Genomic DNA, 20550 nt, shown 5'->3' with positions numbered 1-20550 from the left:
TAGCACGGCTACGCTGCACCTGCGTCTGATCTGGCCCCCCGTCACCGATCAAGCGCCCCAAAGCGGTCCCCGTCAGTCGCCGCGTCTGACAGGGGCCGCATTTTTTTGTCCGCCTTGCCGGCATGGCAGCAGCGCGGCCAGCGCCTTGCTGGGGCGGCGCACGGTAGTCAGAATGAGTGGCTGCTCATCTCTGACAGGGTCTCCCATGGAAATTCGCCATCTCGGCGCCTCCGGCCTTCGCGTGTCTGCGGTCGGGCTCGGCTGCAACAATTTCGGCCAGCGCACGGATCTGGAGACCTCGCGCAAGGTGATCCATCGCGCACTCGATCTCGGCATCACCCTGTTCGACACCGCCGACATCTATTCGAACATGGGCGGCTCGGAAAATGTGCTCGGCACTGTCCTGAGCGATCGCCGCAAGGACATCGTCCTGGCGACCAAATATTCCAAGCCGATGGCGGAGGACGGCACCAAGCAGGGCGCCTCGCGCCGCTACATCATGGCGGCGGTCGAGGCCAGCCTGAAGCGGCTCAAGACCGATTACATCGATCTCTACCAGCAGCACGACTATGACTCGCTGACGCCGATCGAGGAGAGCCTGCGCGCGCTCGACGATCTCGTCCGGCAGGGTAAGGTGCGCTACATCGGCAATTCCAACTTCCCGGCCTGGCGCATCGCAGAAGCCGAGTTCACCGCGCGCGCGATGAACGTCAGCCGCTTCGTCTCATGCCAGGATGAATACAGCCTCCTGGTGCGCGACATCGAGAAGGATCTGCTGCCGGCGGCAGCGGAATACAAGCTCGGCCTGCTGCCGTTCTTCCCGCTCGCCAGCGGCCTTTTGACCGGCAAGTACCGGAAGGGCGAGGCCGCGCCTGATGATACCCGCTTCGGCAAGGTGCCGCGGCTGCGCGACCGCTACGTCACGCCGCGCAACGAGGACATCGTCGAGAAGCTCCAGGCCTTTGCGAGGGCGCGTGGCCACAGCATGCTCGAGCTCGCCTTCTCCTGGCTCGCCGCGCGACCGCAGGTGTCGAGCGTGATCGCCGGCGCCACGCGCGTCGAGCAGATCGAGGAAAACGTCAAGGCGATCGCCTGGAAGCTCAGCGCGGAGGAGATGGCGGAGATCGACAAGATCACTCTGGGCTGATGTGCGAGGCGCGGCGCTACTTCGCGCCGCGTCCGACCGTCTGCATCACCTCAAAACCTTCGAACTGGGGATGGCCGAGATAGAGCGGCTTGTTGTCGCCGGCCCGGTGATGCGCCGCCCGAAATGCTTCCGACTTGGTCCAGGCCTCGAACGCCGCATGGTTCGCCCAGACCGTGTGCGATGCGTACAGCGTGTGGTCCTCGGCTTCCGGCCCGCGCAGCAGATGGAATTCGACGAAGCCCGGCACCTTGTCGAGATGGGTGTCGCGCGAAAGCCAGACCTGCTCGAAGGCGGCCTCGGAGCCTTTGGCGACGCGGAAGCGGTTCATGGCGATGTACATGGGCGTGGTTCTCCTGGAGTTCAGGCAAATATTTCGTCATTCCGGGACGCGCTACAAGGCGCGGGCCCGGAATCCATCTTTCCACGGAACTAGTCGATGAATGGATGCGCAATTGCGCATCATAGTTCGCGCTCCGCGCGCCCTGGAATGACAGCCTAAGCAACCAGTCCCTTCATCGGCCGTGCTGCCGCACTGTCCGGGAACACCATTTCCGCCAGCACGCGATCGGACAGGCCGAATTGGTCCTGCAGCACGCCCTTGATCACGGAGCGCAGATCGGTCGTGGGCTTGAGGTCGCGGCCTTCATGGAGGCTGGCGAGCTTGAGACCCGGCCAGTCGGAGATGACGCGACCGCCCTTCACGGCGCCGCCGGCGAGCAGCGCGATCGTGCCGGTGCCGTGATCGGTGCCGTCGGTGCCGTTGATGCGCGCGGTGCGGCCGAATTCGGTGGCGACGACGACGACGGTGTCGCGCCAGCGATCGCCCAAGCCGCTTTCGAATTCGGCGAGCGCGCCGTCGAGCCCGCCGAGCAGGAAGGCGAGACGACCGATCGGGCCGCCTTCATTGGCATGGGTGTCCCAGCCGTCGAAAGCGAGTGCGGCAATGCGCGGGCCGTCGTCCGCCGCCATCAGCTTGGCCGCGCCACGCGCCACCTGGCGCATCTGCGCGACGGCATTACCCGGCTTGCGTTTCATGTCGTCGCCGCTCGCGGCCTTGTCGAGCTGCAGGCCTTGCGACAGCGCCATGGCCAACGCGGGATCGCGGTGACGGTAGAGATCGACGAGGCGCATCGCGGTGTCATCGTCAGCCTGGGGCAGCGCGACCGGCGCCCAGCCGACCGTCGGCGCATTGCCGCGCAGCACCAGCGGCGTGGTGGGTCCGACCGCCAGCCCGCTCGATACCCGCTCGCCGCGCGGCAGCGCCTCCAGCGCGCGGTTGAGCCAACCGGATTGGACGCGGCCCGGGCCGGCATGGCCGCTTTCGAGCACGTCCTGACCGTCGAAATGCGAGCGGTCACGATAGGGCGTCGCCACCGCATGGACCACGGCGGCATGCTTGTCGCGGTACATGCGCGCAAATTCCGGCATCGCCGGATGCAGCGCGAAAAAGGAATCGAGCATGATCGCGGGATGGGCGCCCTCCGCGGCGAGCGCGATCGAGCCGTGCAGGCCGGCATAGTCAGGGTCGCCGAGCGGCGCGACGGTCGAAAGCCCGTCGAGCGCGCCGCGCAGGATCACCACGATCAGCCGGGGATCGTGCCCATCGGCTGCGCGCGCGAACTTCGGCAAGTAAGCCCAGGCAGCGAACGAGGCGCCGCCGAGCAGGAGACTGCGGCGCGAGGTGAGGAGCCGGTTCTCGATGCAGTCGGTCATGATCATCTCCTCTGCATTTCCGGCGACATCAAGAGCAGCGCCAGCGCCTGCGGGCGCGACTCTGCGCGCTCGACGGCTTTGCGCGTTTCGATGGAGGCCGCATCGGCCGCCGCAAATTCCAGGAGATCGAGCGGATCGATGTTGTTGCCGAGCCGTGCGCCGATCTGCGCAGCGATATCGAGCCTGAGCTTCATGCCCTCAGGCGCGGCCCAGGCGGCGCTGGTATCCGGGAAACCGTTCGGCCCGGCCGGCGACCATAGCGGCTGGCCCAGCAGGTTGAGGTTGTTCAGATAGGCGCCGGGATCCTCCGGCACGCGCGCCAGCAGCCGGCCGCTCGCGACGAGAAAATCGTAAGGGCTGCGCATCTTGGTCAGCGGCGCTTGCCACGCTTCATCGGAATCGACCAGCACGGTCGCAAGCGCCTTGAGATCGCCCTCGGTCTTGATGAAGACGTCGCGCAAGCGCGCAACCAGCGCCGGCGGCGGATCGTCGGCGACGAAGTGGCGGGCGAATTTGGTGGCGATGAAATTCGCGGTCGAGGGATGCCGCGCGATGTCGGCGAGCGCAGCCTCGCCCTGCGCGAGCCCCGTCGGCTCATAGCTCTTGCCGAGCAGCATGTGCGGACCGGGCTGGTGCGCATTGGTGTTGAACACGAAGGAGCCGGGGGGCCCGAGCTGCCCTTGCCGGCCCGCAAAGGTCCAGCCGGTGATGATGCGCGCGAGCGAGGTGACGTCGTCCTGCGTATAGCCGCCGCCGACGCCGAGCGTATGCAGCTCCATGATCTCGCGCGCGAGATTCTCGTTCAGACCGCGCTTGCGGTTCTGGCCTGCGCGCGAGTCCGGGCCGAGCGATTGCTGGTTGTCGAGGAAGAACAGCATGGCCGGATGCTGCTCGACGGCCCGGAGCATGTCGGCGAAGCGCCCGAGCACGTGCGGCCTGATCGCCTCGCGCTCGAACGCGCCGGCCCAGATCCGCGCCAGTTCGCCCTTGCTCGCGGAGATGCAGAAATGGTTGGACCAGAACACGACGAGACGTTCGGTGAAGCCGCACGCGGCAAGGGTCGCGCGCTGCAACCGCGCCAGCGCCTCGGCGCGGAAGGTCTTTTGAATCACGTTGAGCGGCTGCGGCGCGGGCTTTGCGGCAGGCGCCGCAGCCCCCGGCTGCATGGTCTCGGGCTTCGATGCATTGTCGGCCGGTTTCGTATCGGTCGTCTGGCCGGCGATCTCGGTCGCCGCCATGTTCAGCGAGAGATTGCGGCGGAGGACGGGCTTCGGTTCAGCCGGCGCCGGCGTCTCGGCGGGCGCTGTGGCCTTCGCCGCCTCGCGCGCCTGCTTGACCTGATCCTGATAGGCGAACACGGCCTGGCCGAGTTGCTGCGTCGACTGCAGACCGGGCGCCTCCAGCAGCACGCCGCTCGCACGCGCGAGCTCCGCCTTCACGAAGCCGCGCGGATCGGAGGCTGCGTTGATCAAATCGCCCGAGGCGCCGCCGCGGGCACCGAAGCCAAAACGGTTGAGCGCGACGAGCGCGGCTTGCGAATCGCGGGCCATCGATTTGTCCTTCGCGTGGCGGGAGCCGCTTTCCGAGTCCGCGCGCGACGCCTAATATACCGCAATGAGCGATGAACCCGACATGAAAATCACGGCGAAGCTTCGACGTAAATCATGACAAATCCGCAAGAATCCCCATCGCAGGAACCACGCCGCCTCGCCTGCTCCCGCTGCGGCACCGAGTTCGGCTGCGATCTCTCGGGCAGCTGCTGGTGCGCGGAGGAAACGGCAAAGTTGCCAATGCCGGTCAAGGGCGAGGATTGCCTGTGTCGGGAATGCTTGCGCAAGGCGGCGAAGGCGGCAGTATCGTAGGGTGGGCAAAGCGCGCGTGCCCACCATTTTCATTTGCGTGTGCGGGAAGACGTGGGCACGGCGCTTTGCGCCTTTGCCCACCCTACGAAGTCTACACCGCAAATCCCGGCGACCTTCTCGCCATGCCGTCGAACGCGTCGAGCAGTTTTTCGCGCCAGGCATAGACCGGATCGTCCGCTTCCAGCAGCTTGAACGGGCTCACCACGCGCGCCCATTGGAAACCGCCGAACACGATGTAGTCGGCGTAGTTCGGCGCCTCGCCGCCGAGATAAGACTGCTTCTTCAAGGCCTGCCGCATCACCTCGAGCGACTTGCGGAAGCCGACCACGCCGGTGTCGCGGCTCGCCATGATCTCTTCCAGGCTCTTGCCGCCGAAGCGTGCCTCGCGCGATGTTCGGAAATAGGCGGCATCAACCTCGGCGAGGTTCTTCGGGATGTCGGCGATGATCAGCGGAAAGATGCCGCCGACGATGGCGATGTCGCCCCATGCATTGATCATGCGCGCCATGGCGCGGCCGCCCTCGCCGCCGAACAGCGACGGACGGTCCGGGAAATTGTCCTCGAGATAATTCGCGATCGTCCAGGAATCGACCACCGGCTTGTCGTCATGCAGCAGCACCGGCACCTTCTCGGAGCCGTGCGGCGCAAGCGCGCCCTTCTCGGTGAAGCGCCAGGGCAGCGATTCCGCCGACAATCCCTTGTGCGCCAGCGCCATCCGCGTGCGCCAGCAATACGGGCTGAACGGGCGCGAAGCGTCGGTGCCGACGAGTTCGAACAGCTTGAGTGACATGCAAGGCGACTCCATCGGTTCCGTCATTGCGAGCGACTTGTCCGCCGAAGCTCGAAGCGCGAAGGCGGAAGCGAAGTAATCCAGACTGCCGCCGCGAAAGACATTCTGGATTGCTTCGCTGGCGCTCGCAATGACGATGTGGTGGGATTACCGACCGTTCATCCGCAGCAACCTCTCTCCGTTCTCCGTCACCGCGATGACCAGCCCGAGGCCGGCAATCGTCTCGCGCGCGACATAGCCGCGATCGGCGGCGTCCTCCCAGATGGTAAGGCGCGGGCACGAGGTCTTCCAGGTGGCGATCACCTCGGCATAGGCACGCGGCTCGCGCGCGACCCATTCGACGAAGTCCAGCACCAGCGGATCGGCGGTCTCGCTCATTGCAAACCTCCTTTGTCGAAGGCGGCCAGAACTGGCGTGCGAACCATGAGCCAGCCGCCATAGGCGATGTAGTAGCAGGCAATGGTGGTGATCAGCTTGTTCGACCATGCGATGAATTGCTGGTCGGTCATGGCTTCGAGGATGCGCCGCGCCAGCGTGGTGCCGAGCATCGAGGCTGCAATCGCAACGCCGGCAAGCACGGGATCGAGGCTCGCCGCCTGATCGATGATGCTGCCGAAATAGATCAGCTTGGTGAAATGGCTGACGAGCTGGCACATCGCTTTCGTCGCCACCTTCTCGCGCCGGCCGAAATTGCCGCCGAGGAAGAAGGTGTCGAGCAGCGGGCCGGAGACGCCGGTCATCAGCATCAGGCCCATGCAGATCGTGCCGTAGACCGTGCCCTGCCAGAGCCTATCAGGATCCGGCTTGATGTTCGCCGGCAACAGCCGCGCCATGAACGGCGTGATGCCGAGCAGCAGCAACGCCATCGGCTTGTCCGGCACGTAGCGGGTAAGCGACCACGCCGCGAGCGCGACGGCAGCGCCCACCATGTAGTTCGCGACCGGCCGCCAGCGGATATGCGCCCGCCACAGGAACGCACGCCAGCCGTTCGAGGCCATCTGCGTGATCGCATGCAGCACCATCGCAGTCGGTAGCGGCATCAAGGCCAAGAGCACGCCGATCAGGATCAGCCCGCCCGCCATGCCGAACAGCCCCGACAGGAACGCGGTGGCGACCATCAGCAATCCAAGGGCAGCGATCATGATGGGCGTCACGAACGTCTCCTGTCGGTGTGCGAAGGGGAACGTGCCTCGCTTGCCCCTTCCCCGCAAACTGAGTTATCTTGGCCTGGCATCAGCTTTCCTGAGGGTCGGGCATTTGCGGCGGCTGCTGTTTCTCAACGGCATCAAGGCATTCGAGGCGGCGGCGCGGACCGGCAGCTTTGCTGCGGCCGGGCTCGAGCTGAGCGTGTCGGCGGCCGCCGTCAGCCGCATGGTCCATCTCTTGGAAGAGCGGCTCGGCGTCGCGCTGTTCGAGCGCAAGGCCAATCGCCTGGTGCTGACGCAGGCCGGCCGCGCCTATCAAGGCGGGCTGACGCCGATCTTCGATGCGCTGGCCAGCCTCACCGCGCAGGTGACGGCGCCTGCCAGCGTGCGCGTGCTCACGATCGGCGTCGGCCATACCTTTGCGATGCGCTGGCTGATCCCGCGCCTGTCGGAATTCCGCAACGAGGAGCCCGACATCGAGGTGCGCTTCACCACGGGCGGCGCGGCGGTGCCGTTCGGCGAAGACTGGAGCTGCGGCATCAAGCTCGGCACCGGCGACTGGCCCGGCCTTGTCGCCGAGCCGCTGTTCGCCGGCGACCTCACGCCGGTCTGCGTGCCCCGCCTCGCGAGCGGCCTGAAGCGCCCGGCCGACTTGAAGGGGCCGAGCCTGATCCGCGTTGCGCACTCACCCGAGGACTGGCCGATCTGGCTGAAGGCCGCGGGCATCGCGCGGGTCAACGCGCGCGGCCCGGAGTTCCAGTTCTACGGCCAGGCGCTGCAGGCCGCCGCCGACGGGCTCGGCATCGCCATGGGCATCCGCCCCTATATCGACGACGACCTCGCCGCCGGCCGGCTGGTGGCACCGTTCGACCTCTCGGTGCCCAAGGGCATGCGCTGGTACCTGCTCTATCGCGGCTTCCAGACCGAGCAGCGCGACTTCGCCGCGTTCCGCCGCTGGATCATGCGCGCGGCGGCGGAACCCGCGGCCCGGCCGGTGAAACGGACCGGCCGTGTCGCCGCTCGGAACTGACGCCCGAAGGCAAAAAAGCCGGCCGCTTGTGAACGGCTTCACATCCCAAAATGCGCAAACGTGGTCCCCTGACCCTCCAACAAGACACGTACGGAACACTTTGGGGACTACCATGACGACCCTCTACGACGGCTTTGACATCGAATCTTTCGAGGCTGGCAAAGGCCTCTGGCACGCCCGCATCCGCCGCGCCGATCTCAGCCCCCTCGCCATCGACGGCGTCCTGTTTCCGGCCATGGAAGTCGGTTTCGCCTGGCCCGACCAGAACGCCGCGATCGCCGACGCGAAACACCACATCGACCGCTTCCGCCGGCGGACCGACAGCGACGACGAATAGGCGAGCAGGACGGCAAGCGAACCAGGGACAGCACAAAGGGGGCAACCGGTCATGTCAGTCATCGAAATCGAGGACACTTCGCGACCGAGAATCTACAGCCGCGCCGTGCTGTCCAACTGCCCGGAGTGCAACGGCGATCTCAGCGTGCTCCGCGTGATCGGCGGGCGCGCCGGGTGCGAGTACTGGACCATGCGCTGCACCGATTGCGGTGGCATCCATCTCGACATCCTGAAGCCGTATCAGGCCGGCGAGGACGACGAGGGCCCGCTGCCGGCGGCGTGAGCCTCGAGGCTGCTGCCAACCTGCTGTCAGCAGCCTGCACGGCGACGGGCATTCGCCCTTTATCGCGGGGCGGACTCGTCCCATATTCGCCGCATGGCGAAGAAACCTGCATCCTCCGAAAAATCCGGCAAATCCTCGAAGACCAAGGCTCCGAACTCCAAGGCGCACCGCCCCGACGTGCAGCCGATCGGGCCGGCGCTGGCCGAATTGCTCAATCCTGCGATCAATCGCGGCGATGCCGGGCTTGGATCCGGCACCGGCCTGCAGCCGCCGCCGGACAATTCGCGCGACCGGCGATCCGGCGGCGAGGCCGCGGCGCATCGCGCGCGGGCTTCGACGCCGAAGGTGTTTCCGCAGGATGTAACGCGGCCGGTGCCGCAGCAGCCAGATGCCAGCCACGCCACCGAAGTGACGGGATTGGAAGAGGCACCGCAGGCCAATTACGGAACCGCCGCCACGATCCCGACGCTCGATCCGGAACTGGCGCGTCAGCTCGGATTGCCCACCGAGGAGGACGATGCGGAGGCGCTGGCGCGTCCGCCGCGCAGCAAGATGGAGGCGCTCGGCGTCAAGGCGACCGCCGATGCGCTGGAGTCGCTGATCCGCGAGGGCCGTCCGGAGTTCCGCAAGGACGACGGCTCCACCAAAGTGTGGACGCCGCACCGGCCGCCGCGCCCGGAAAAGTCCGAAGGCGGCGTGCGCTTCGAAATCAAGTCGGAGTATCAGCCCAAGGGTGACCAGCCGACCGCGATCGCGGAACTGGTCGAAGGCGTTCAGCGCAACGACCGCACCCAGGTGCTGCTGGGCGTCACCGGCTCGGGCAAGACCTACACGATGGCGCAGGTGATCGAGAAGACGCAGCGCCCGGCCCTGATCCTGGCGCCGAACAAGACGCTCGCCGCCCAGCTCTATGGCGAGTTCAAGAACTTCTTCCCTGACAACGCGGTCGAGTATTTCGTCTCCTATTACGACTACTACCAGCCGGAAGCCTACGTCCCGCGCACCGACACCTATATCGAGAAGGACTCGTCGATCAACGAGCAGATCGACCGCATGCGCCACTCGGCGACGCGCGCGCTGCTGGAGCGCGACGACGTCATCATCGTCGCCTCGGTGTCCTGCATCTACGGTATCGGCTCGGTCGAGACCTATACCGCGATGACCTTCGCGCTGAAGAAGGGCGAGCGCATCGACCAGCGCCAGCTCATCGCCGACCTCGTCGCGCTGCAGTACAAGCGCACCCAGGCCGATTTCACCCGCGGCACGTTCCGCGTGCGCGGCGACGTCATCGACATCTTCCCGGCGCACTATGAGGACCGCGCCTGGCGTGTGAACCTGTTCGGCGACAGCATCGAGACCATCGAGGAGTTCGATCCGCTCACCGGCCACAAGCAGGACGAGCTCGAATTCATCAAGATGTACGCCAACTCGCACTATGTGACGCCGCGGCCGACGCTGGTGCAGGCGATCAAGTCGATCAAGTTCGAGTTGAAGCAGCGGCTCGACCAGCTCCATAATCAGGGGCGTCTGCTGGAGGCGCAACGGCTGGAGCAACGCACCACTTTCGACCTCGAGATGATGGAGGCGACGGGAAGCTGCGCCGGCATCGAGAACTATTCACGTTATCTCACCGGCCGCCGGCCCGGCGAGCCGCCGCCGACGCTGTTCGAATACGTGCCCGACAACGCGCTGATCTTCGCCGACGAAAGCCACGTCACCATCCCGCAGATCGGCGCCATGTTCCGCGGCGACTTCCGCCGCAAGGCGACGCTGGCCGAATACGGCTTCCGCCTGCCGTCGTGCATGGACAACCGCCCGCTCCGCTTCGAGGAGTGGGACATGATGCGGCCACAGACCGTCGCGGTGTCGGCGACGCCGAGCGGCTGGGAGCTGAACGAGAGCGGCGGCGTGTTCGTCGAGCAGGTCATTCGCCCCACCGGGCTGATCGATCCGCCCGTCGACATCCGCCCCGCCCGCACCCAGGTCGACGATCTCGTCGGCGAGGTGCGCGCCACCGCGCAAGCGGGCTATCGCTCGCTGGTCACGGTTCTCACAAAACGCATGGCGGAGGACCTCACCGAATATCTGCACGAGCAGGGCATCCGCGTCCGCTACATGCACTCCGACATCGACACCATCGAGCGCATCGAGATCATCAGGGATCTCCGTCTCGGCGCCTTCGACGCGCTGGTCGGCATCAACCTCCTGCGCGAGGGTCTCGACATTCCCGAATGCGCGCTGGTGGCGATCCTGGATGCCGACAAGGAAGGCTTCTTGCGCAGCGAGACCTCGCTGATCCAGACCATCGGCCGCGCCGCGCGCAACGTCGACGGCAAGGTGATCCTCTATGCTGACCAGATGACGGGCTCGATGGAGCGCGCCATCGCCGAGACCAACCGCCGCCGCGAAAAGCAGGTCGAGTACAACAATGCCAACGGCATCACGCCGGAGAGCGTGAAGAAGCAGATCGGCGACATCCTCAACTCCGTCTACGAGCGCGACCACGTGCTGGTCGAGGTCGGCGGCCACGACATGACCGACGACGTCATCTCGATCGGCCACAATTTCGAAGCCGTGCTCGCCGATCTCGAGACGCGGATGCGCGAGGCCGCCGGCGATCTGAACTTCGAGGAAGCCGCGCGCCTGCGCGACGAAGTCAAGCGGCTGCGCGCCACCGAGCTCGCAGTGGTCGACGATCCCACGGTCAAACAGCGGGCCGTCGCTGGCAAGGCCGGCGCCTATGCCGGCACCAGGAAGTACGGCGACGCCGCGAATTTGCCGGTCAGCGCGATGAAGAAAAAAACCGTCGGCTCCGCGCTGAAGGCCAGCGGAGGCGGCAGCGGCTCGAAAGTGCACAAGCCGCATCTCGACGAGATGCACGGCCCGGAATCGCTGCCCTACCGCGACAAGCAGACGCTGCCGGCGAAGCCGTTCGGCAGCACCAGCCGGATCATCCAGCCGACGGATTCGAGGCAGTCGGGGCCGGAATTCGGGCCGGCGCCGAAGTCGACGGGCGGGCAGCCAGGACGAAGGGGCGGGTGGAAGAAGAGGTAGCACGCTATCGCTTCATCACTGCCGTTCGTAGGTATGGATTCCGGGCTCCCTTTGCAGCGCCCGGGAATGACGGCGGAGAGACGTCCCCTCACCCCACGCTCGCCGTCACCACCGCCATCACCGACAGCAGCAGCACGATGGTCACGAGCTGGAGCGAGGCGATCGGCTGGGTGCGCCATGCCGTGATCTTGTCGGACAGCGACAGATGGGCCTCGAAGAATTTCGGCTCATAGACGGTCTTGAACAACGCCGGGAAGCTCGGCCCGAGGGTCACGGCTAACAGCGCGTGGGCGAAGGAGGCGATGGCGACGAAGATGGCGACGCCGGGGTCGCCGGAGAGGTCGTGGTTGCCGACGAGCTTGAGCAGGAAGGCGGCGGCGGCGAAGGTCGGGAAGCTCTGCAGGGTCGCGGTCAGCGCCAGACCTTCGAGCGCGTTGTGCAGGCGGGACTTTCTGGCGGTGGCGATGGCAGCCATGGCACGTCTCCCTGATGACTTGGGGATGACGTTAGCCGTGATGCCCGTGGGGTGATGTGAGATGCATCACGCGGCCGTCACCTCGCCCGCAAGCGGAGCGAGGGAGCGCAGTGGCCGGCGCGGTGACAACCCTGCCCGTTCTGGCTTGCCGCTGCTTCTCCTGCTGCCTCCCTTGCGCAGCACGCCAGCCGATAGGCGTGCGGCGTCATCGCAGCGCGCGAGGGCCGCTCGAATTCTTGCTGGCGAACAGATCCGCAACCCGCAATTGCACCCCCACGAACGCGGCATGGCGCTGGCGCGTCATAAGCTGCAAGCACCCTGTGTTTTTGCGGATTGAAGGACCCGCGAGACCCGCGGTAGCGTTTGCAATCCACGGCCGGCGAGGGCGGGAGCAGCATGACGGTTGAATCGCTGAACAAGCAACGCGTGCTGCATCTGCTGGACGCCTTCGCGGGCGGCGATGTCGAGGCCGCGCTGGCGTGCTGCACCGAGGACGTCGACTTCCTCACCCATGCGCCGATCGACGTGCTGCCGCACATGGTGCCGCGCCACGGCAAGGCCGAGCTGCGCGAGTTCTGGCAGACGCTCTGGTCGCGCTATTCGCAAGTCCGCTACAAGGCGCCGCGCATCGTTGCCGAAGGCGAGGAGGTGGCGACCTACATGCACACCTATTTCAGGAAGCGCAGCAACGACCGCATCGTGCAGTTCGACATGGCGGTGTTCTACACCTTCCGCGGCGGACTGGTGGCTGAGATCCGCGAGATCATCGATTCCTACGATCTGGTGCAGCAGGTGCTGGAGCGCGAGATCGGGCCGTCGATCATCGGCGTGCGGGTGGACTGATCCCTTTCTCGGGGAACCCGCATCGAAACCCGCCCGTGGAGCCGGGAAATTACGGGGTTCTATTGTAAATCTCACAAAAGCCGTTCAATGGTGCATTGCGAAAACGTGAATTGCGTTTTGGCCGAAATCTCCTATTTTATTTGCATACAAACGAGTTGAGCCCCGGCACCTGACTGTGCATGGGGTTGTTTTCCGTTTCTTTCGCAAGCCAGCTTCAGGATTGCCCAAAATGACAGAGCATAGCCTCTGGCGTTTCTCGCGCGCGTTGCACCGCGCGATCAACGACCGGCATTTTAGGGATATCGAGGCCCTGATCGACGAAGACGTCGAGTGGGCGCTCTATGGCCCGATCGACATGTTTCCGTTTCTCGGCGCACGCCAGGGCAAGGACGCCGTTCTCGAGGTCATCCGCCAGCTCGCCGACAATTTTAGGGTTCGCCGTTTCGATCGCGAGAGCATCATGCTCGGCGTCGATTCCGCCGCCTCGATGGTGCGCTATTCGCTGACGGCGCTGGATTCCAACAAGCCGATCAGCTTGCGGGTCGCGCAGTTCGCCCAGTTCAGGGCGGGCAAGCTCGTCAGCATGCGCGTCCTGATCGACACGTTCGACCTGGTCGAGCAGGCACTCGGCCGCGCCATTCATCTGCCGAAGATGACCAGCGTCGGCTAACGCTTGATCCGGACCCGAAGGGCCGCGTTAGAGCAAAGTGCGAAGCGGTTTTCCGAAAAGACCATGCGCAAACAACAACCTGAAGCGCGGTGATGATCATCGCGCTTTAGGGGGGACGCCAACGGGCCCCGTCGTTCGGGACCGATGACAATGCCGGCTGCGACGTCCTGGCCTCCAGCCCCGCCGGATGCCGTCGCATCACATGCTCGTCATCGGGCGCGCGCCTTTCGCGCGGCCCGTTGGTTCGCCGCCTTGAAGGCCCCGCCATAATTTCGCAACGATGCATCAGCATTTTCAGCGCGGATTGGCGCATGGTCTTTGCTGAAGGCCGATATATATTATCGGAAGGCATGCGCTGGGGCTTGCGGGCAGGACGATGGAATTCTCGACAGGGTTTGGCTGGACCAGGCTGCCGGTGCTGGCGGCCGCGTTCATTTTGGGCTCGGTGCTGACGGTCTCGGCGCAGATCATTCCACCCTTCTCGCCCACCGCGGCCGCACCTGACGACGAGGCCGAGACGGAGGCCGCGGCAGAAGCCCCCGACGTCAACGACCCCGACGTGCTCAAAGGCATCGACGTCGACAAGCTCGACTGGAGCCAGCTCGCGGTCGACGCCGGCACCGGCATTGACCCCATGGCCGCCAAGAAGCGCGCACAGGCCGCTGCCAAGGACGGCCTGGACTGGTCGTCGAACGCCAATGCAAACGGCTCCTCGGCGGTGACGGTGAAGCAGTCCGTGTTCTCGTTCTGGGATACAAGGATCGGCGCCGACATGACGGTGACGAGCGAGCCGCGAACGATGTCCGAGTTGCTGGCGCAAAAGGCCACCAATGGCGGCAACCTGCCGCAATCCTCCGGCAGCGCCTGGGCGACGGCGACCGCGCCCGGCGCGGGCTCGATCTGGGACAAGACCGCGGTGGAAGCCCGCGTCGATCCCGGCGCCGAGCAGAGCAAGATCGGGGCGTCGCTGATCAAATCGGTGCCGCTGACGGCCGACACCTCGCTGACGCTGCAGAACGGCTACAGCGTCAACCAGCAGGGCACCACGGCAGTCCCCGGCATCGGCGGCCACATCACGCGCAATTACGAAACCGACCAGTCCGCCAAGGTCACCCTCACCGACACCGGCACCAGCATCGTCGCCGGCCAGACGCTGTCGACCACCGACGACAAATGGCTTCGCAAGGTCGGTGCCGAGCAAAAGCTGTTCGACAACGTCACCGTCTCCGGCTCGGTCGGCGAAACCTCGCAAGGCGCCATCAACAGGAGCCTGACGGCGGGCTTCAAGAAGAGCTGGTAGACCGGGTCTCCACTCTTTCCCCCTCATCCTGAGGGCGCTCCGGAGGAGCGCGTCTCGAAGGATCGAGGCCACGCTGCGACGGCCGGGCCTTTCATGGTTCGAGACGCGCGCGCTCCTCACCATGAGGAGCTGGAGGTCCGCTGCGGACACGGCATTCACACTCTCCTAACCATACGCCACGGCAAAACCCCCGAATGGTCCGCCCTTGCCGCATCTCGGCCCATTTGCGGTCAAAATCGGACGCCCTGATAGGCAAGCCTCACAGACGTCGTCGTGCGGGGGACACTCGCGCTGCGCTCAACGCGAACAGGGGAATAACGATGAACGCCATGCGTCCCGAAAAGATCGAATCCACCGAGACCGAGACGGTCGACAACAACCTCGCCGCCGTGACGGAGGTCGAAGCCGGCATCCGCGACTTCGTCCGCAACGATATCGCCTATCTGCGCCGTCCGGCCGCAACCACCGACGCGCCGCCGCTCGACCCGAGCGCGGAAGCCACCGTCAACAACGTCAACTCGCTGATCCAGCGCGTCGCCGGCACCTCGCTCGCCGAGATCGAGAACCTGATCTCGGAGCTCGAGAGCCTGCGCGACCTGCTCCACGCCGAAGGCCAGCGCGTCCAGCGCGAGATCTCCGGCTACGCCCAGCTCAGCCAGGCCGCGATGAAGTCGACCCGCATGATCGCCGACAACGTCGCACAGTGGAAGCGCGCCGCCGACGGCCTGCGCAACAGCTGATCGCGTCACACTGCATCACGAGCCGCCGCGTTCCCGGAAGGGGGCGCGGCGGTTTTGATTCAGGGGGCCGTGCCCCGGACGCGGTGACGCGCCGCAGAGCTGGGGCCCATGGTCAGGATGAATGCGGCGCGCGATGGGTCCCGGCTCTGCGCAGCAGCGCAAGAGCGCTGCAGCGCGTCCGGGACACGAGGGCATGCGTTGAACCCACCGCCCCTGCCCGGCGACCAATGCCAAGCGCCCGTGGCCTGTTCGGCCGGGCCTCGGGGACATTTCACATGGAGAGCATTCGGCCCGACACCACGGACCCGATACCGCTGCGGCCCGCGCCGAATCAAATCGGCACGATCATGCTGCGCTTTGTCGGGCTGCTGGCGGTTGCGATCGCCATCCTGGCGTTCGTCTATAGCCGCTGAGATGCGGCCGGATGTCGGCCGCGAAAATTAACGAAGTCTTACCGGCTCGCGTCGACGGCCGAGGCTTCCAGGGTGTAGGCGCCATCGGCGTAGCCCTTCACCACCATGCCGGCGACCAGCATCACGGCCAGGGTCGCGGTCGCGAAGATAAAACCAACAAACTTGAGTGCGCCGCGATCAGCCATGGTCCTCGTCCCCTGTCTCTGCCAATTCGTTTCAAATAGACAGCGACAGGTTCATATTTAGTTAGCAACTCACTGGTTCCGCCAAACTGCTTCGCGGTAACCATGTTGCGCAGGCTTATGGCAGCCGCCCCAAAACGCGTCCATAGCGCGCGGGCAACACTCGCGCACTCATTTGGACCGTTCATCTTGGAACAGATCTAAGCGCTCTTCACGCGTGTCGGCACGAAGGCGCTGGCCGTGATGGAATAGACGTCCTCGCCGCGTTGATTGGTGCCTGTGGTGCGGGCGGACAGGATGCCCCAGCCGGGGCGCGAGGCGGAGGCGCGCTTGTCGATGACGACGCTGACATAGTCGATCGTGTCGCCGGCGAGCACGGGCCTGATCCAGCGCAGGTCGCGAAAACCCGGCGACGGGCCCCACACCGCAACCTCCTCGCCACGCGAAGCGGCCTCGCGCGCCAGACGCTGGCCGTCGGCGACAAGCAGGCTCATGCAGGCCGAGCCGACATGCCAGCCGGAGGCAGCGAGCCCGCCGAACAGCGAGTTCTTGCCCTCCTCCTCGTCGAGATGGAAACGCTGCGGATCGAACTTGGCGGCGAAATTCTTGATCGACTCCGCGGTGAACGTGTAGGCGCCGATCTCGCGGCGCTGGCCGATCTCGATGTCCTCGAAGAACCGCATCAGAGCGCCCCCTCGCGCCGCTTGATCAGGATCGGCGAGGTCATCTCGGCGAGCGCCTGGCCTGCCGCGTTGCGCGCGGTGCATTTGAACTTGACGATGCCGAGCTCGGGCCGGCTCTTCGAGGCGCGTGCTTCCAGCACATCGACATCGAGTGTGAGGTCGTCACCTGGCCTCAAGGGCGACAGCCAGCGCACCTCGTCCACGCCGGGCGAGCCGAGCGAAGCGGCGCGCGTGATGAAACCGTCGGCCATCATCCGCATCATCAGCGAGCAGAGGTGCCAGCCCGAGCCAGATAGACCGCGCAACATGCTTTTGCTGGCGGCCTCCTCGTCCAGGTGCATGGGCTGCGGATCGAACTCGGCGGCAAAGGCCAAGATCTCGTCGCGGGTGACATGGCGCGGGCCGAATGTGCCGAACCGGCCGGGCGGGAAATCTTCGAAGGTCAGGGTCATCTTGGGAAAGCTTTGCGGGAATGACAGATTGTGGCCGCACTTTGCGGCAATCTCAACCCGTCGGCCCGCATGGCTCGTGCTACATACGGGGTGGCGGCGTTGGTCTGAGTCGGATCGACCGAGGGCCGAGATCCATTTACCAAGGCCCAATGCCCTGGGGAGAGCAATGTTTTCATTCAGCGACCTTTTCCAATGGGACCGCTTCATCACGCCGACGATCATCAAGACCTTCTATTGGCTGGTGATCGCGCTGATCTGCCTGTTCGGTCTCTCCGGCATCTTCTCAGGGCTCGCCGCAATGGCGATCAGCCCGTTCGGCGGCTTCCTGATGCTGCTGTCGTCGATCGCCAGCGTCGTCGTCGGCATCGTGTTCTCGCGCATCGTCGCGGAACTCATCCTGATCGTCTTCCGCATCAACGAGCATCTCGGCGCGATCCGCGACCAGGGCGGCGGGATGCGGTGAGGCTGACGCAGCTGCGGTAGGGTGGGTTAGCCGCAGGCGTAACCCACCAACTTCGTTCAGCAAACGCGGAAGCATGGTGGGTTACGCCTTCGGACTGCGCTTCGCGCAGCCGAAAGCTAACCCACCCTACAGCACCGCGCTTCGCAGCTTACGTATTGAACCTGAAATGCATCACGTCGCCGTCGGCGACGACGTATTCCTTGCCTTCGAGCCGGAGCTTGCCGGCATCGCGCGCGCCGGCTTCGCCGCCAAGCGCCACGTAGTCCTCGAAGGCGATGGTCTCGGCGCGAATAAAACCCTTCTCGAAATCGGTATGGATCACGCCGGCCGCGCCCGGCGCCTTGGTGCCGCGATAGATGGTCCAGGCGCGCGCTTCCTTCGGACCCACGGTGAAATAGGTGATGAGGTCGAGCAGCGTGTAGCCGGCGCGGATCAGGCGATCGAGGCCGGCTTCTTCGAGACCCAGCGTCTCCAGGAAGTCGGCGCGCTCTTCACGTGAGATGGTGGCGATCTCGGATTCGATCTTGGCGGAGATGACGACGGCAACGGCGCCTTCCTTGGCGGCCTGCTCCTGCACCGCCTTGGAGAACGCATTGCCCGTTGCGGCTGAGCTTTCCTCGACGTTGCAGACGTAGAGCACAGGCTTCGACGACAAGAGGCCGAGCATCCCGAAGGCACGCTCCTCCTCGACCTTGCGCTCGACGAGGCGCGCGGGTTTGCCGTCACGCAGCAGCACCAGGGTGCGATTGACGAGGTCGAGCTGCTCCTTGGCGTCTTTGTCATTGCCCTTGGCCTTCTTGGTGAGGTTGTCGACGCGCTTCTCGAGGCTGTCGAGATCGGCGAGCATCAGCTCGGTCTCGATGGTCTCGATGTCGGCGAGCGGGGCGATCTTGCCCTCGACATGGGTGATGTCGGAATCCTCGAAGCAGCGCACCACATGCGCGATGGCGTCGACCTCGCGGATGTTGGCGAGGAACTGGTTGCCGAGGCCTTCACCCTTGGAAGCGCCACGGACGAGACCCGCGATGTCGACAAAGGTCAGCCGGGTCGGGATGATCTGTCCCGACTTGGCGATGGCCGCGAGCTTGTCGAGCCTGGGATCGGGCACGGCGACCTCGCCGACATTCGGCTCGATGGTGCAGAACGGATAGTTCGCGGCCTGCGCCGCGGCCGTCTCGGTCAGCGCATTGAACAAGGTCGACTTGCCGACATTGGGCAATCCGACGATCCCGCATTTGAATCCCATGGTGTCCTCTAACGCAGTGCGTAGGGTGGGTTAGCCCTGCAGATGCCGAAGCGCATCTGCCCGGCGTAACCCACCAGCTTTTGTCGCCGTGGCATGGTAGGTTACGCCTTGCGCCTTCGCTCGTTGAGCTTTGGCGGACGCGGCCGGCTAACCCACCCTAGTCTTTGCCGTTCTCGTCCTTGGTCAAAAATCCCTTCGCCTGCATGGCAAGATGGACCCTGTTGGCGAAGGTCGCGTCCGTGCCCTTGGCGACCAGGCCTGCGTGCTCGGCCACCGCCTCGCACAGCGTCGCCACCCAGTCGTTGTCGGCCTTGGCGAAGTCCGACAGCACGTGGCCGTGCACCATTTCCTTGACGCCGGGATGACCGATGCCGAGCCGCACGCGGCGATAGTCGTTGCCGATATGCGCCGAGATCGAACGCAGACCGTTGTGGCCGGCGATGCCGCCGCCGATCTTCACCCGCACCTTGCCCGGCGGCAGCTCGAGTTCGTCGTGGAACACGGTGACGTCGCCGGGAGCGATCTTGAAGAAGCTTGCGGCTTCCTGCACGGCGCGGCCGGACTCGTTCATATAGGTCGTCGGCTTGAGCAGGATCACGCGCTCCGTGCCGAGCGTGCCTTCCGAGGTCTCGCCCTGAAAACGGCGGCGCCATGGCGCGAAACCATGACGCCGCGCGATCTCGTCGACGGCCATGAAGCCGATATTGTGCCGGTTGCGTGCGTATTTCGCGCCGGGATTGCCGAGCCCAACAAAGAGTCGCATGACGCGGCGCGCCCCTCGCTCGGCGCGCGATCAAAGACCGCGCGCCAGCTTTGAGAGATTACTTCTTCTTGTCGCCGCCGGCGGGAGCCTTGGCAGCCGCGGCAGGTGCAGCAGCACCCGCGGCCGGAGCCGCAGCGCCAGCCGCTGGAGCAGCCGCAGCAGCGCCCGGAGCTGCAGCCGCAGCCGCGGCCTTCTGCTCTTCGGCGTAGCCGGACGGCGGCACGATGGTGACGAGGGTCGCGTCCTCGCGGGTCAGCGCTTTCACGCCGTTCGGCAGCTTGACGTCGGACAGATGCAACGAGTGACCGATTTCGAGCGAGCCGACATCGGCCTCGATGTACTGCGGAATGCTTTCGACACCGCATTCGAGCTCGATCGCGTGGGCGACGATGTTGACGGTGCCGCCGCGCTTCACGCCCGGGGATGTCTCCGACTTCACCACATGCAAGGGCACGCTGATGCGGATGGTGGCGCCTTCGCCGAGCCGCATGAAGTCGACATGGATCGGGAAGTCCTTGACCGGATCGAGGTGATAATCGCGCGGAATCACGCGGTGCTTCTTGCCCTCGAGATCGATGTCGACCAGCGTGGTCAGGAACCGGCCGGCGAGGATGCGCTGGCGCAATTCGCGATCTTCAATCGAGATCGTGACGGGGGGCTGGTTGTTGCCATAGATCACTCCGGGCACTCGCCCGGCGCGACGCTCAGCCCGGGCGGCCCCCTTGCCGCTCTTCGGACGTGCGGTCGCCTTCAATTCCTTGACGGTCGTCGCCATGTCGTTAAGTCCTTGTTTTTGCAAAAGTTAATGGGCCGCAGCGCGGCCCATGGCATAGCTCGCAGCAAGCCTCCAGGGGTGCGGGGGCCACGAACTTGGCGGGCTTTTACCCGGAAGATGCGGAAATGACAAGGAGAATGGGCTGGCGGATGGCACGGGGTAGCCCGGATGGAGCGTAGCGTAAT

The 20550-nt window shown here is 65.4% G+C and carries 25 protein-coding genes; 12 read left to right on the top strand and 13 right to left on the bottom strand.

All coding sequences use genetic code 11. The features are described 5' to 3' along the window. The first annotated feature begins 205 nt into the window (after window positions 1–205). Window positions 206–1147 carry an aldo/keto reductase gene (locus IVA79_RS26595; protein WP_247558534.1) on the top strand — a complete coding sequence of 314 codons (942 nt, stop codon included), beginning with the start codon at window positions 206–208 and terminating at the stop codon, window positions 1145–1147. 16 nt (window positions 1148–1163) lie between these two features. Here the strand turns inward: IVA79_RS26595 and IVA79_RS26590 are convergent, their stop codons facing one another. From IVA79_RS26590 to IVA79_RS26580, 3 genes are all read right to left on the bottom strand, one after another. After that, the gene (locus IVA79_RS26590) at window positions 1164–1487 is read right to left on the bottom strand and encodes an antibiotic biosynthesis monooxygenase (RefSeq protein ID WP_247558532.1); all 324 of its coding nucleotides are present in this window, start codon (window positions 1485–1487) and stop codon (window positions 1164–1166) included. Window positions 1488–1642: 155 nt separating this feature from the next. Continuing rightward, window positions 1643–2860: a DUF1501 domain-containing protein gene (locus IVA79_RS26585; RefSeq protein ID WP_247558530.1), complete on the bottom strand. Its 1218-nt coding sequence runs from the start codon at window positions 2858–2860 to the stop codon at window positions 1643–1645. Window positions 2861–2862: 2 nt separating this feature from the next. Continuing rightward, complete coding sequence (locus IVA79_RS26580) at window positions 2863–4410, bottom strand: DUF1800 family protein (protein ID WP_247558527.1); 1548 nt, start codon at window positions 4408–4410, stop codon at window positions 2863–2865. Window positions 4411–4524: 114 nt separating this feature from the next. On the opposite strand from IVA79_RS26580, the gene IVA79_RS26575 reads away from it, so the two are divergent. After that, window positions 4525–4722, top strand: coding sequence for a cysteine-rich CWC family protein (locus tag IVA79_RS26575; RefSeq protein WP_247558524.1), 198 nt, complete (start codon window positions 4525–4527; stop codon window positions 4720–4722). Between the two features lie 91 nt (window positions 4723–4813). On the opposite strand, the gene IVA79_RS26570 is transcribed toward IVA79_RS26575, so the two are convergent. The 3 genes from IVA79_RS26570 to IVA79_RS26560 form a co-directional block, all read right to left on the bottom strand. Then, entirely contained in the window at window positions 4814–5512 is a 699-nt protein-coding gene (locus tag IVA79_RS26570; RefSeq protein WP_247558522.1) for a glutathione S-transferase family protein, read from the bottom strand. A 147-nt stretch (window positions 5513–5659) separates the two neighbouring features. Further along, on the bottom strand, window positions 5660–5890 hold the full coding sequence (locus IVA79_RS26565; protein WP_247558520.1) for a hypothetical protein: 231 nt from the start codon (window positions 5888–5890) through the stop codon (window positions 5660–5662). Further along, window positions 5887–6666 carry a sulfite exporter TauE/SafE family protein gene (locus IVA79_RS26560; RefSeq protein WP_247558517.1) on the bottom strand — a complete coding sequence of 260 codons (780 nt, stop codon included), beginning with the start codon at window positions 6664–6666 and terminating at the stop codon, window positions 5887–5889. The genes IVA79_RS26565 and IVA79_RS26560 overlap by 4 nt, the downstream gene beginning before the upstream one ends. 103 nt (window positions 6667–6769) lie before the next feature. On the opposite strand from IVA79_RS26560, the gene IVA79_RS26555 reads away from it, so the two are divergent. The 4 genes from IVA79_RS26555 to uvrB all read left to right on the top strand — a co-directional run bounded on the left by IVA79_RS26555 (window position 6770) and on the right by uvrB (window position 11360). Next, a complete protein-coding gene (locus IVA79_RS26555; protein WP_247558677.1) occupies window positions 6770–7687 on the top strand; it encodes a LysR substrate-binding domain-containing protein in 918 nt (305 codons plus the stop codon). A gap of 112 nt (window positions 7688–7799) precedes the next feature. Next, a complete protein-coding gene (locus IVA79_RS26550) occupies window positions 7800–8024 on the top strand; it encodes a hypothetical protein (protein ID WP_028134417.1) in 225 nt (74 codons plus the stop codon). A gap of 51 nt (window positions 8025–8075) precedes the next feature. Continuing rightward, window positions 8076–8306: a hypothetical protein gene (locus IVA79_RS26545; RefSeq protein ID WP_247558515.1), complete on the top strand. Its 231-nt coding sequence runs from the start codon at window positions 8076–8078 to the stop codon at window positions 8304–8306. Window positions 8307–8399: 93 nt separating this feature from the next. Then, window positions 8400–11360 (top strand): excinuclease ABC subunit UvrB, encoded by a 2961-nt coding sequence (gene uvrB / locus IVA79_RS26540; protein ID WP_247558512.1) that lies wholly within the window; start codon window positions 8400–8402, stop codon window positions 11358–11360. 88 nt (window positions 11361–11448) lie between these two features. On the opposite strand, the gene IVA79_RS26535 is transcribed toward uvrB, so the two are convergent. Beyond that, window positions 11449–11835: a hypothetical protein gene (locus IVA79_RS26535; protein WP_247558509.1), complete on the bottom strand. Its 387-nt coding sequence runs from the start codon at window positions 11833–11835 to the stop codon at window positions 11449–11451. A gap of 396 nt (window positions 11836–12231) precedes the next feature. Here IVA79_RS26535 and IVA79_RS26530 point away from each other — a divergent pair, with 396 nt between their 5' ends. The 5 genes from IVA79_RS26530 (at window position 12232) to IVA79_RS26510 (ending at window position 15801) form a co-directional block, all read left to right on the top strand. After that, window positions 12232–12678, top strand: a complete 447-nt coding sequence (locus tag IVA79_RS26530; RefSeq protein WP_247558506.1) for a nuclear transport factor 2 family protein — start codon at window positions 12232–12234, stop codon at window positions 12676–12678. Window positions 12679–12907: 229 nt separating this feature from the next. Beyond that, window positions 12908–13348 carry a nuclear transport factor 2 family protein gene (locus tag IVA79_RS26525; protein WP_247558502.1) on the top strand — a complete coding sequence of 147 codons (441 nt, stop codon included), beginning with the start codon at window positions 12908–12910 and terminating at the stop codon, window positions 13346–13348. A gap of 376 nt (window positions 13349–13724) precedes the next feature. Further along, window positions 13725–14648, top strand: coding sequence for a hypothetical protein (locus tag IVA79_RS26520; protein WP_247558500.1), 924 nt, complete (start codon window positions 13725–13727; stop codon window positions 14646–14648). 320 nt (window positions 14649–14968) lie between these two features. Continuing rightward, the gene (locus IVA79_RS26515; protein ID WP_247558498.1) at window positions 14969–15388 is read left to right on the top strand and encodes a hypothetical protein; all 420 of its coding nucleotides are present in this window, start codon (window positions 14969–14971) and stop codon (window positions 15386–15388) included. A gap of 275 nt (window positions 15389–15663) precedes the next feature. Continuing rightward, complete coding sequence (locus IVA79_RS26510; protein WP_212080336.1) at window positions 15664–15801, top strand: hypothetical protein; 138 nt, start codon at window positions 15664–15666, stop codon at window positions 15799–15801. Window positions 15802–15839: 38 nt separating this feature from the next. On the opposite strand, the gene IVA79_RS26505 is transcribed toward IVA79_RS26510, so the two are convergent. The 3 genes from IVA79_RS26505 to IVA79_RS26495 form a co-directional block, all read right to left on the bottom strand. Continuing rightward, window positions 15840–15986, bottom strand: coding sequence for a hypothetical protein (locus IVA79_RS26505; protein WP_018318322.1), 147 nt, complete (start codon window positions 15984–15986; stop codon window positions 15840–15842). A gap of 197 nt (window positions 15987–16183) precedes the next feature. After that, on the bottom strand, window positions 16184–16666 hold the full coding sequence (locus tag IVA79_RS26500; protein WP_247558495.1) for a MaoC family dehydratase: 483 nt from the start codon (window positions 16664–16666) through the stop codon (window positions 16184–16186). After that, window positions 16666–17118, bottom strand: coding sequence for a MaoC family dehydratase (locus tag IVA79_RS26495; protein WP_247558493.1), 453 nt, complete (start codon window positions 17116–17118; stop codon window positions 16666–16668). Before IVA79_RS26495 ends, IVA79_RS26500 begins: the two co-directional genes overlap by 1 nt. 166 nt (window positions 17119–17284) lie before the next feature. On the opposite strand from IVA79_RS26495, the gene IVA79_RS26490 reads away from it, so the two are divergent. Next, window positions 17285–17581, top strand: a complete 297-nt coding sequence (locus IVA79_RS26490; RefSeq protein WP_212080329.1) for a DUF4282 domain-containing protein — start codon at window positions 17285–17287, stop codon at window positions 17579–17581. A 148-nt stretch (window positions 17582–17729) separates the two neighbouring features. Here the strand turns inward: IVA79_RS26490 and ychF are convergent, their stop codons facing one another. From ychF to IVA79_RS26475, 3 genes are all read right to left on the bottom strand, one after another. Further along, window positions 17730–18827: a redox-regulated ATPase YchF gene (ychF, locus tag IVA79_RS26485; protein ID WP_247558491.1), complete on the bottom strand. Its 1098-nt coding sequence runs from the start codon at window positions 18825–18827 to the stop codon at window positions 17730–17732. Window positions 18828–18984: 157 nt separating this feature from the next. Then, window positions 18985–19590, bottom strand: coding sequence for an aminoacyl-tRNA hydrolase (gene pth, locus IVA79_RS26480; protein WP_247558489.1), 606 nt, complete (start codon window positions 19588–19590; stop codon window positions 18985–18987). Between the two features lie 58 nt (window positions 19591–19648). Further along, window positions 19649–20365, bottom strand: a complete 717-nt coding sequence (locus IVA79_RS26475; protein ID WP_247558487.1) for a 50S ribosomal protein L25/general stress protein Ctc — start codon at window positions 20363–20365, stop codon at window positions 19649–19651. Between the last annotated feature and the right edge of the window lie 185 nt (window positions 20366–20550).

The sequence above is a fragment of the Bradyrhizobium sp. 138 genome (assembly GCF_023074075.1).
Taxonomy (GTDB): domain Bacteria; phylum Pseudomonadota; class Alphaproteobacteria; order Rhizobiales; family Xanthobacteraceae; genus Bradyrhizobium.
The sequence above is the reverse complement of the archived record's forward strand: the minus strand, read 5'-3'. Positions and strand labels throughout refer to the sequence as shown.

What these genes read in the sequence shown, in the direction of transcription:
- IVA79_RS26595 (WP_247558534.1), top strand. Translation starts at nt 206, where the DNA reads ATGGAAATTCGCCATCTCGGCGCCTCCGGCCTTCGCGTGTCTGCGGTC.
- IVA79_RS26590 (WP_247558532.1), bottom strand. Translation starts at nt 1,487, where the DNA reads ATGTACATCGCCATGAACCGCTTCCGCGTCGCCAAAGGCTCCGAGGCC.
- IVA79_RS26585 (WP_247558530.1), bottom strand. Translation starts at nt 2,860, where the DNA reads ATGACCGACTGCATCGAGAACCGGCTCCTCACCTCGCGCCGCAGTCTC.
- IVA79_RS26580 (WP_247558527.1), bottom strand. Translation starts at nt 4,410, where the DNA reads ATGGCCCGCGATTCGCAAGCCGCGCTCGTCGCGCTCAACCGTTTTGGC.
- IVA79_RS26575 (WP_247558524.1), top strand. Translation starts at nt 4,525, where the DNA reads ATGACAAATCCGCAAGAATCCCCATCGCAGGAACCACGCCGCCTCGCC.
- IVA79_RS26570 (WP_247558522.1), bottom strand. Translation starts at nt 5,512, where the DNA reads ATGTCACTCAAGCTGTTCGAACTCGTCGGCACCGACGCTTCGCGCCCG.
- IVA79_RS26565 (WP_247558520.1), bottom strand. Translation starts at nt 5,890, where the DNA reads ATGAGCGAGACCGCCGATCCGCTGGTGCTGGACTTCGTCGAATGGGTC.
- IVA79_RS26550 (WP_028134417.1), top strand. Translation starts at nt 7,800, where the DNA reads ATGACGACCCTCTACGACGGCTTTGACATCGAATCTTTCGAGGCTGGC.
- IVA79_RS26545 (WP_247558515.1), top strand. Translation starts at nt 8,076, where the DNA reads ATGTCAGTCATCGAAATCGAGGACACTTCGCGACCGAGAATCTACAGC.
- uvrB (WP_247558512.1), top strand. Translation starts at nt 8,400, where the DNA reads ATGGCGAAGAAACCTGCATCCTCCGAAAAATCCGGCAAATCCTCGAAG.
- IVA79_RS26535 (WP_247558509.1), bottom strand. Translation starts at nt 11,835, where the DNA reads ATGGCTGCCATCGCCACCGCCAGAAAGTCCCGCCTGCACAACGCGCTC.
- IVA79_RS26530 (WP_247558506.1), top strand. Translation starts at nt 12,232, where the DNA reads ATGACGGTTGAATCGCTGAACAAGCAACGCGTGCTGCATCTGCTGGAC.
- IVA79_RS26525 (WP_247558502.1), top strand. Translation starts at nt 12,908, where the DNA reads ATGACAGAGCATAGCCTCTGGCGTTTCTCGCGCGCGTTGCACCGCGCG.
- IVA79_RS26520 (WP_247558500.1), top strand. Translation starts at nt 13,725, where the DNA reads ATGGAATTCTCGACAGGGTTTGGCTGGACCAGGCTGCCGGTGCTGGCG.
- IVA79_RS26515 (WP_247558498.1), top strand. Translation starts at nt 14,969, where the DNA reads ATGAACGCCATGCGTCCCGAAAAGATCGAATCCACCGAGACCGAGACG.
- IVA79_RS26510 (WP_212080336.1), top strand. Translation starts at nt 15,664, where the DNA reads ATGGAGAGCATTCGGCCCGACACCACGGACCCGATACCGCTGCGGCCC.
- IVA79_RS26505 (WP_018318322.1), bottom strand. Translation starts at nt 15,986, where the DNA reads ATGGCTGATCGCGGCGCACTCAAGTTTGTTGGTTTTATCTTCGCGACC.
- IVA79_RS26500 (WP_247558495.1), bottom strand. Translation starts at nt 16,666, where the DNA reads ATGCGGTTCTTCGAGGACATCGAGATCGGCCAGCGCCGCGAGATCGGC.
- IVA79_RS26495 (WP_247558493.1), bottom strand. Translation starts at nt 17,118, where the DNA reads ATGACCCTGACCTTCGAAGATTTCCCGCCCGGCCGGTTCGGCACATTC.
- IVA79_RS26490 (WP_212080329.1), top strand. Translation starts at nt 17,285, where the DNA reads ATGTTTTCATTCAGCGACCTTTTCCAATGGGACCGCTTCATCACGCCG.
- ychF (WP_247558491.1), bottom strand. Translation starts at nt 18,827, where the DNA reads ATGGGATTCAAATGCGGGATCGTCGGATTGCCCAATGTCGGCAAGTCG.
- pth (WP_247558489.1), bottom strand. Translation starts at nt 19,590, where the DNA reads ATGCGACTCTTTGTTGGGCTCGGCAATCCCGGCGCGAAATACGCACGC.
- IVA79_RS26475 (WP_247558487.1), bottom strand. Translation starts at nt 20,365, where the DNA reads ATGGCGACGACCGTCAAGGAATTGAAGGCGACCGCACGTCCGAAGAGC.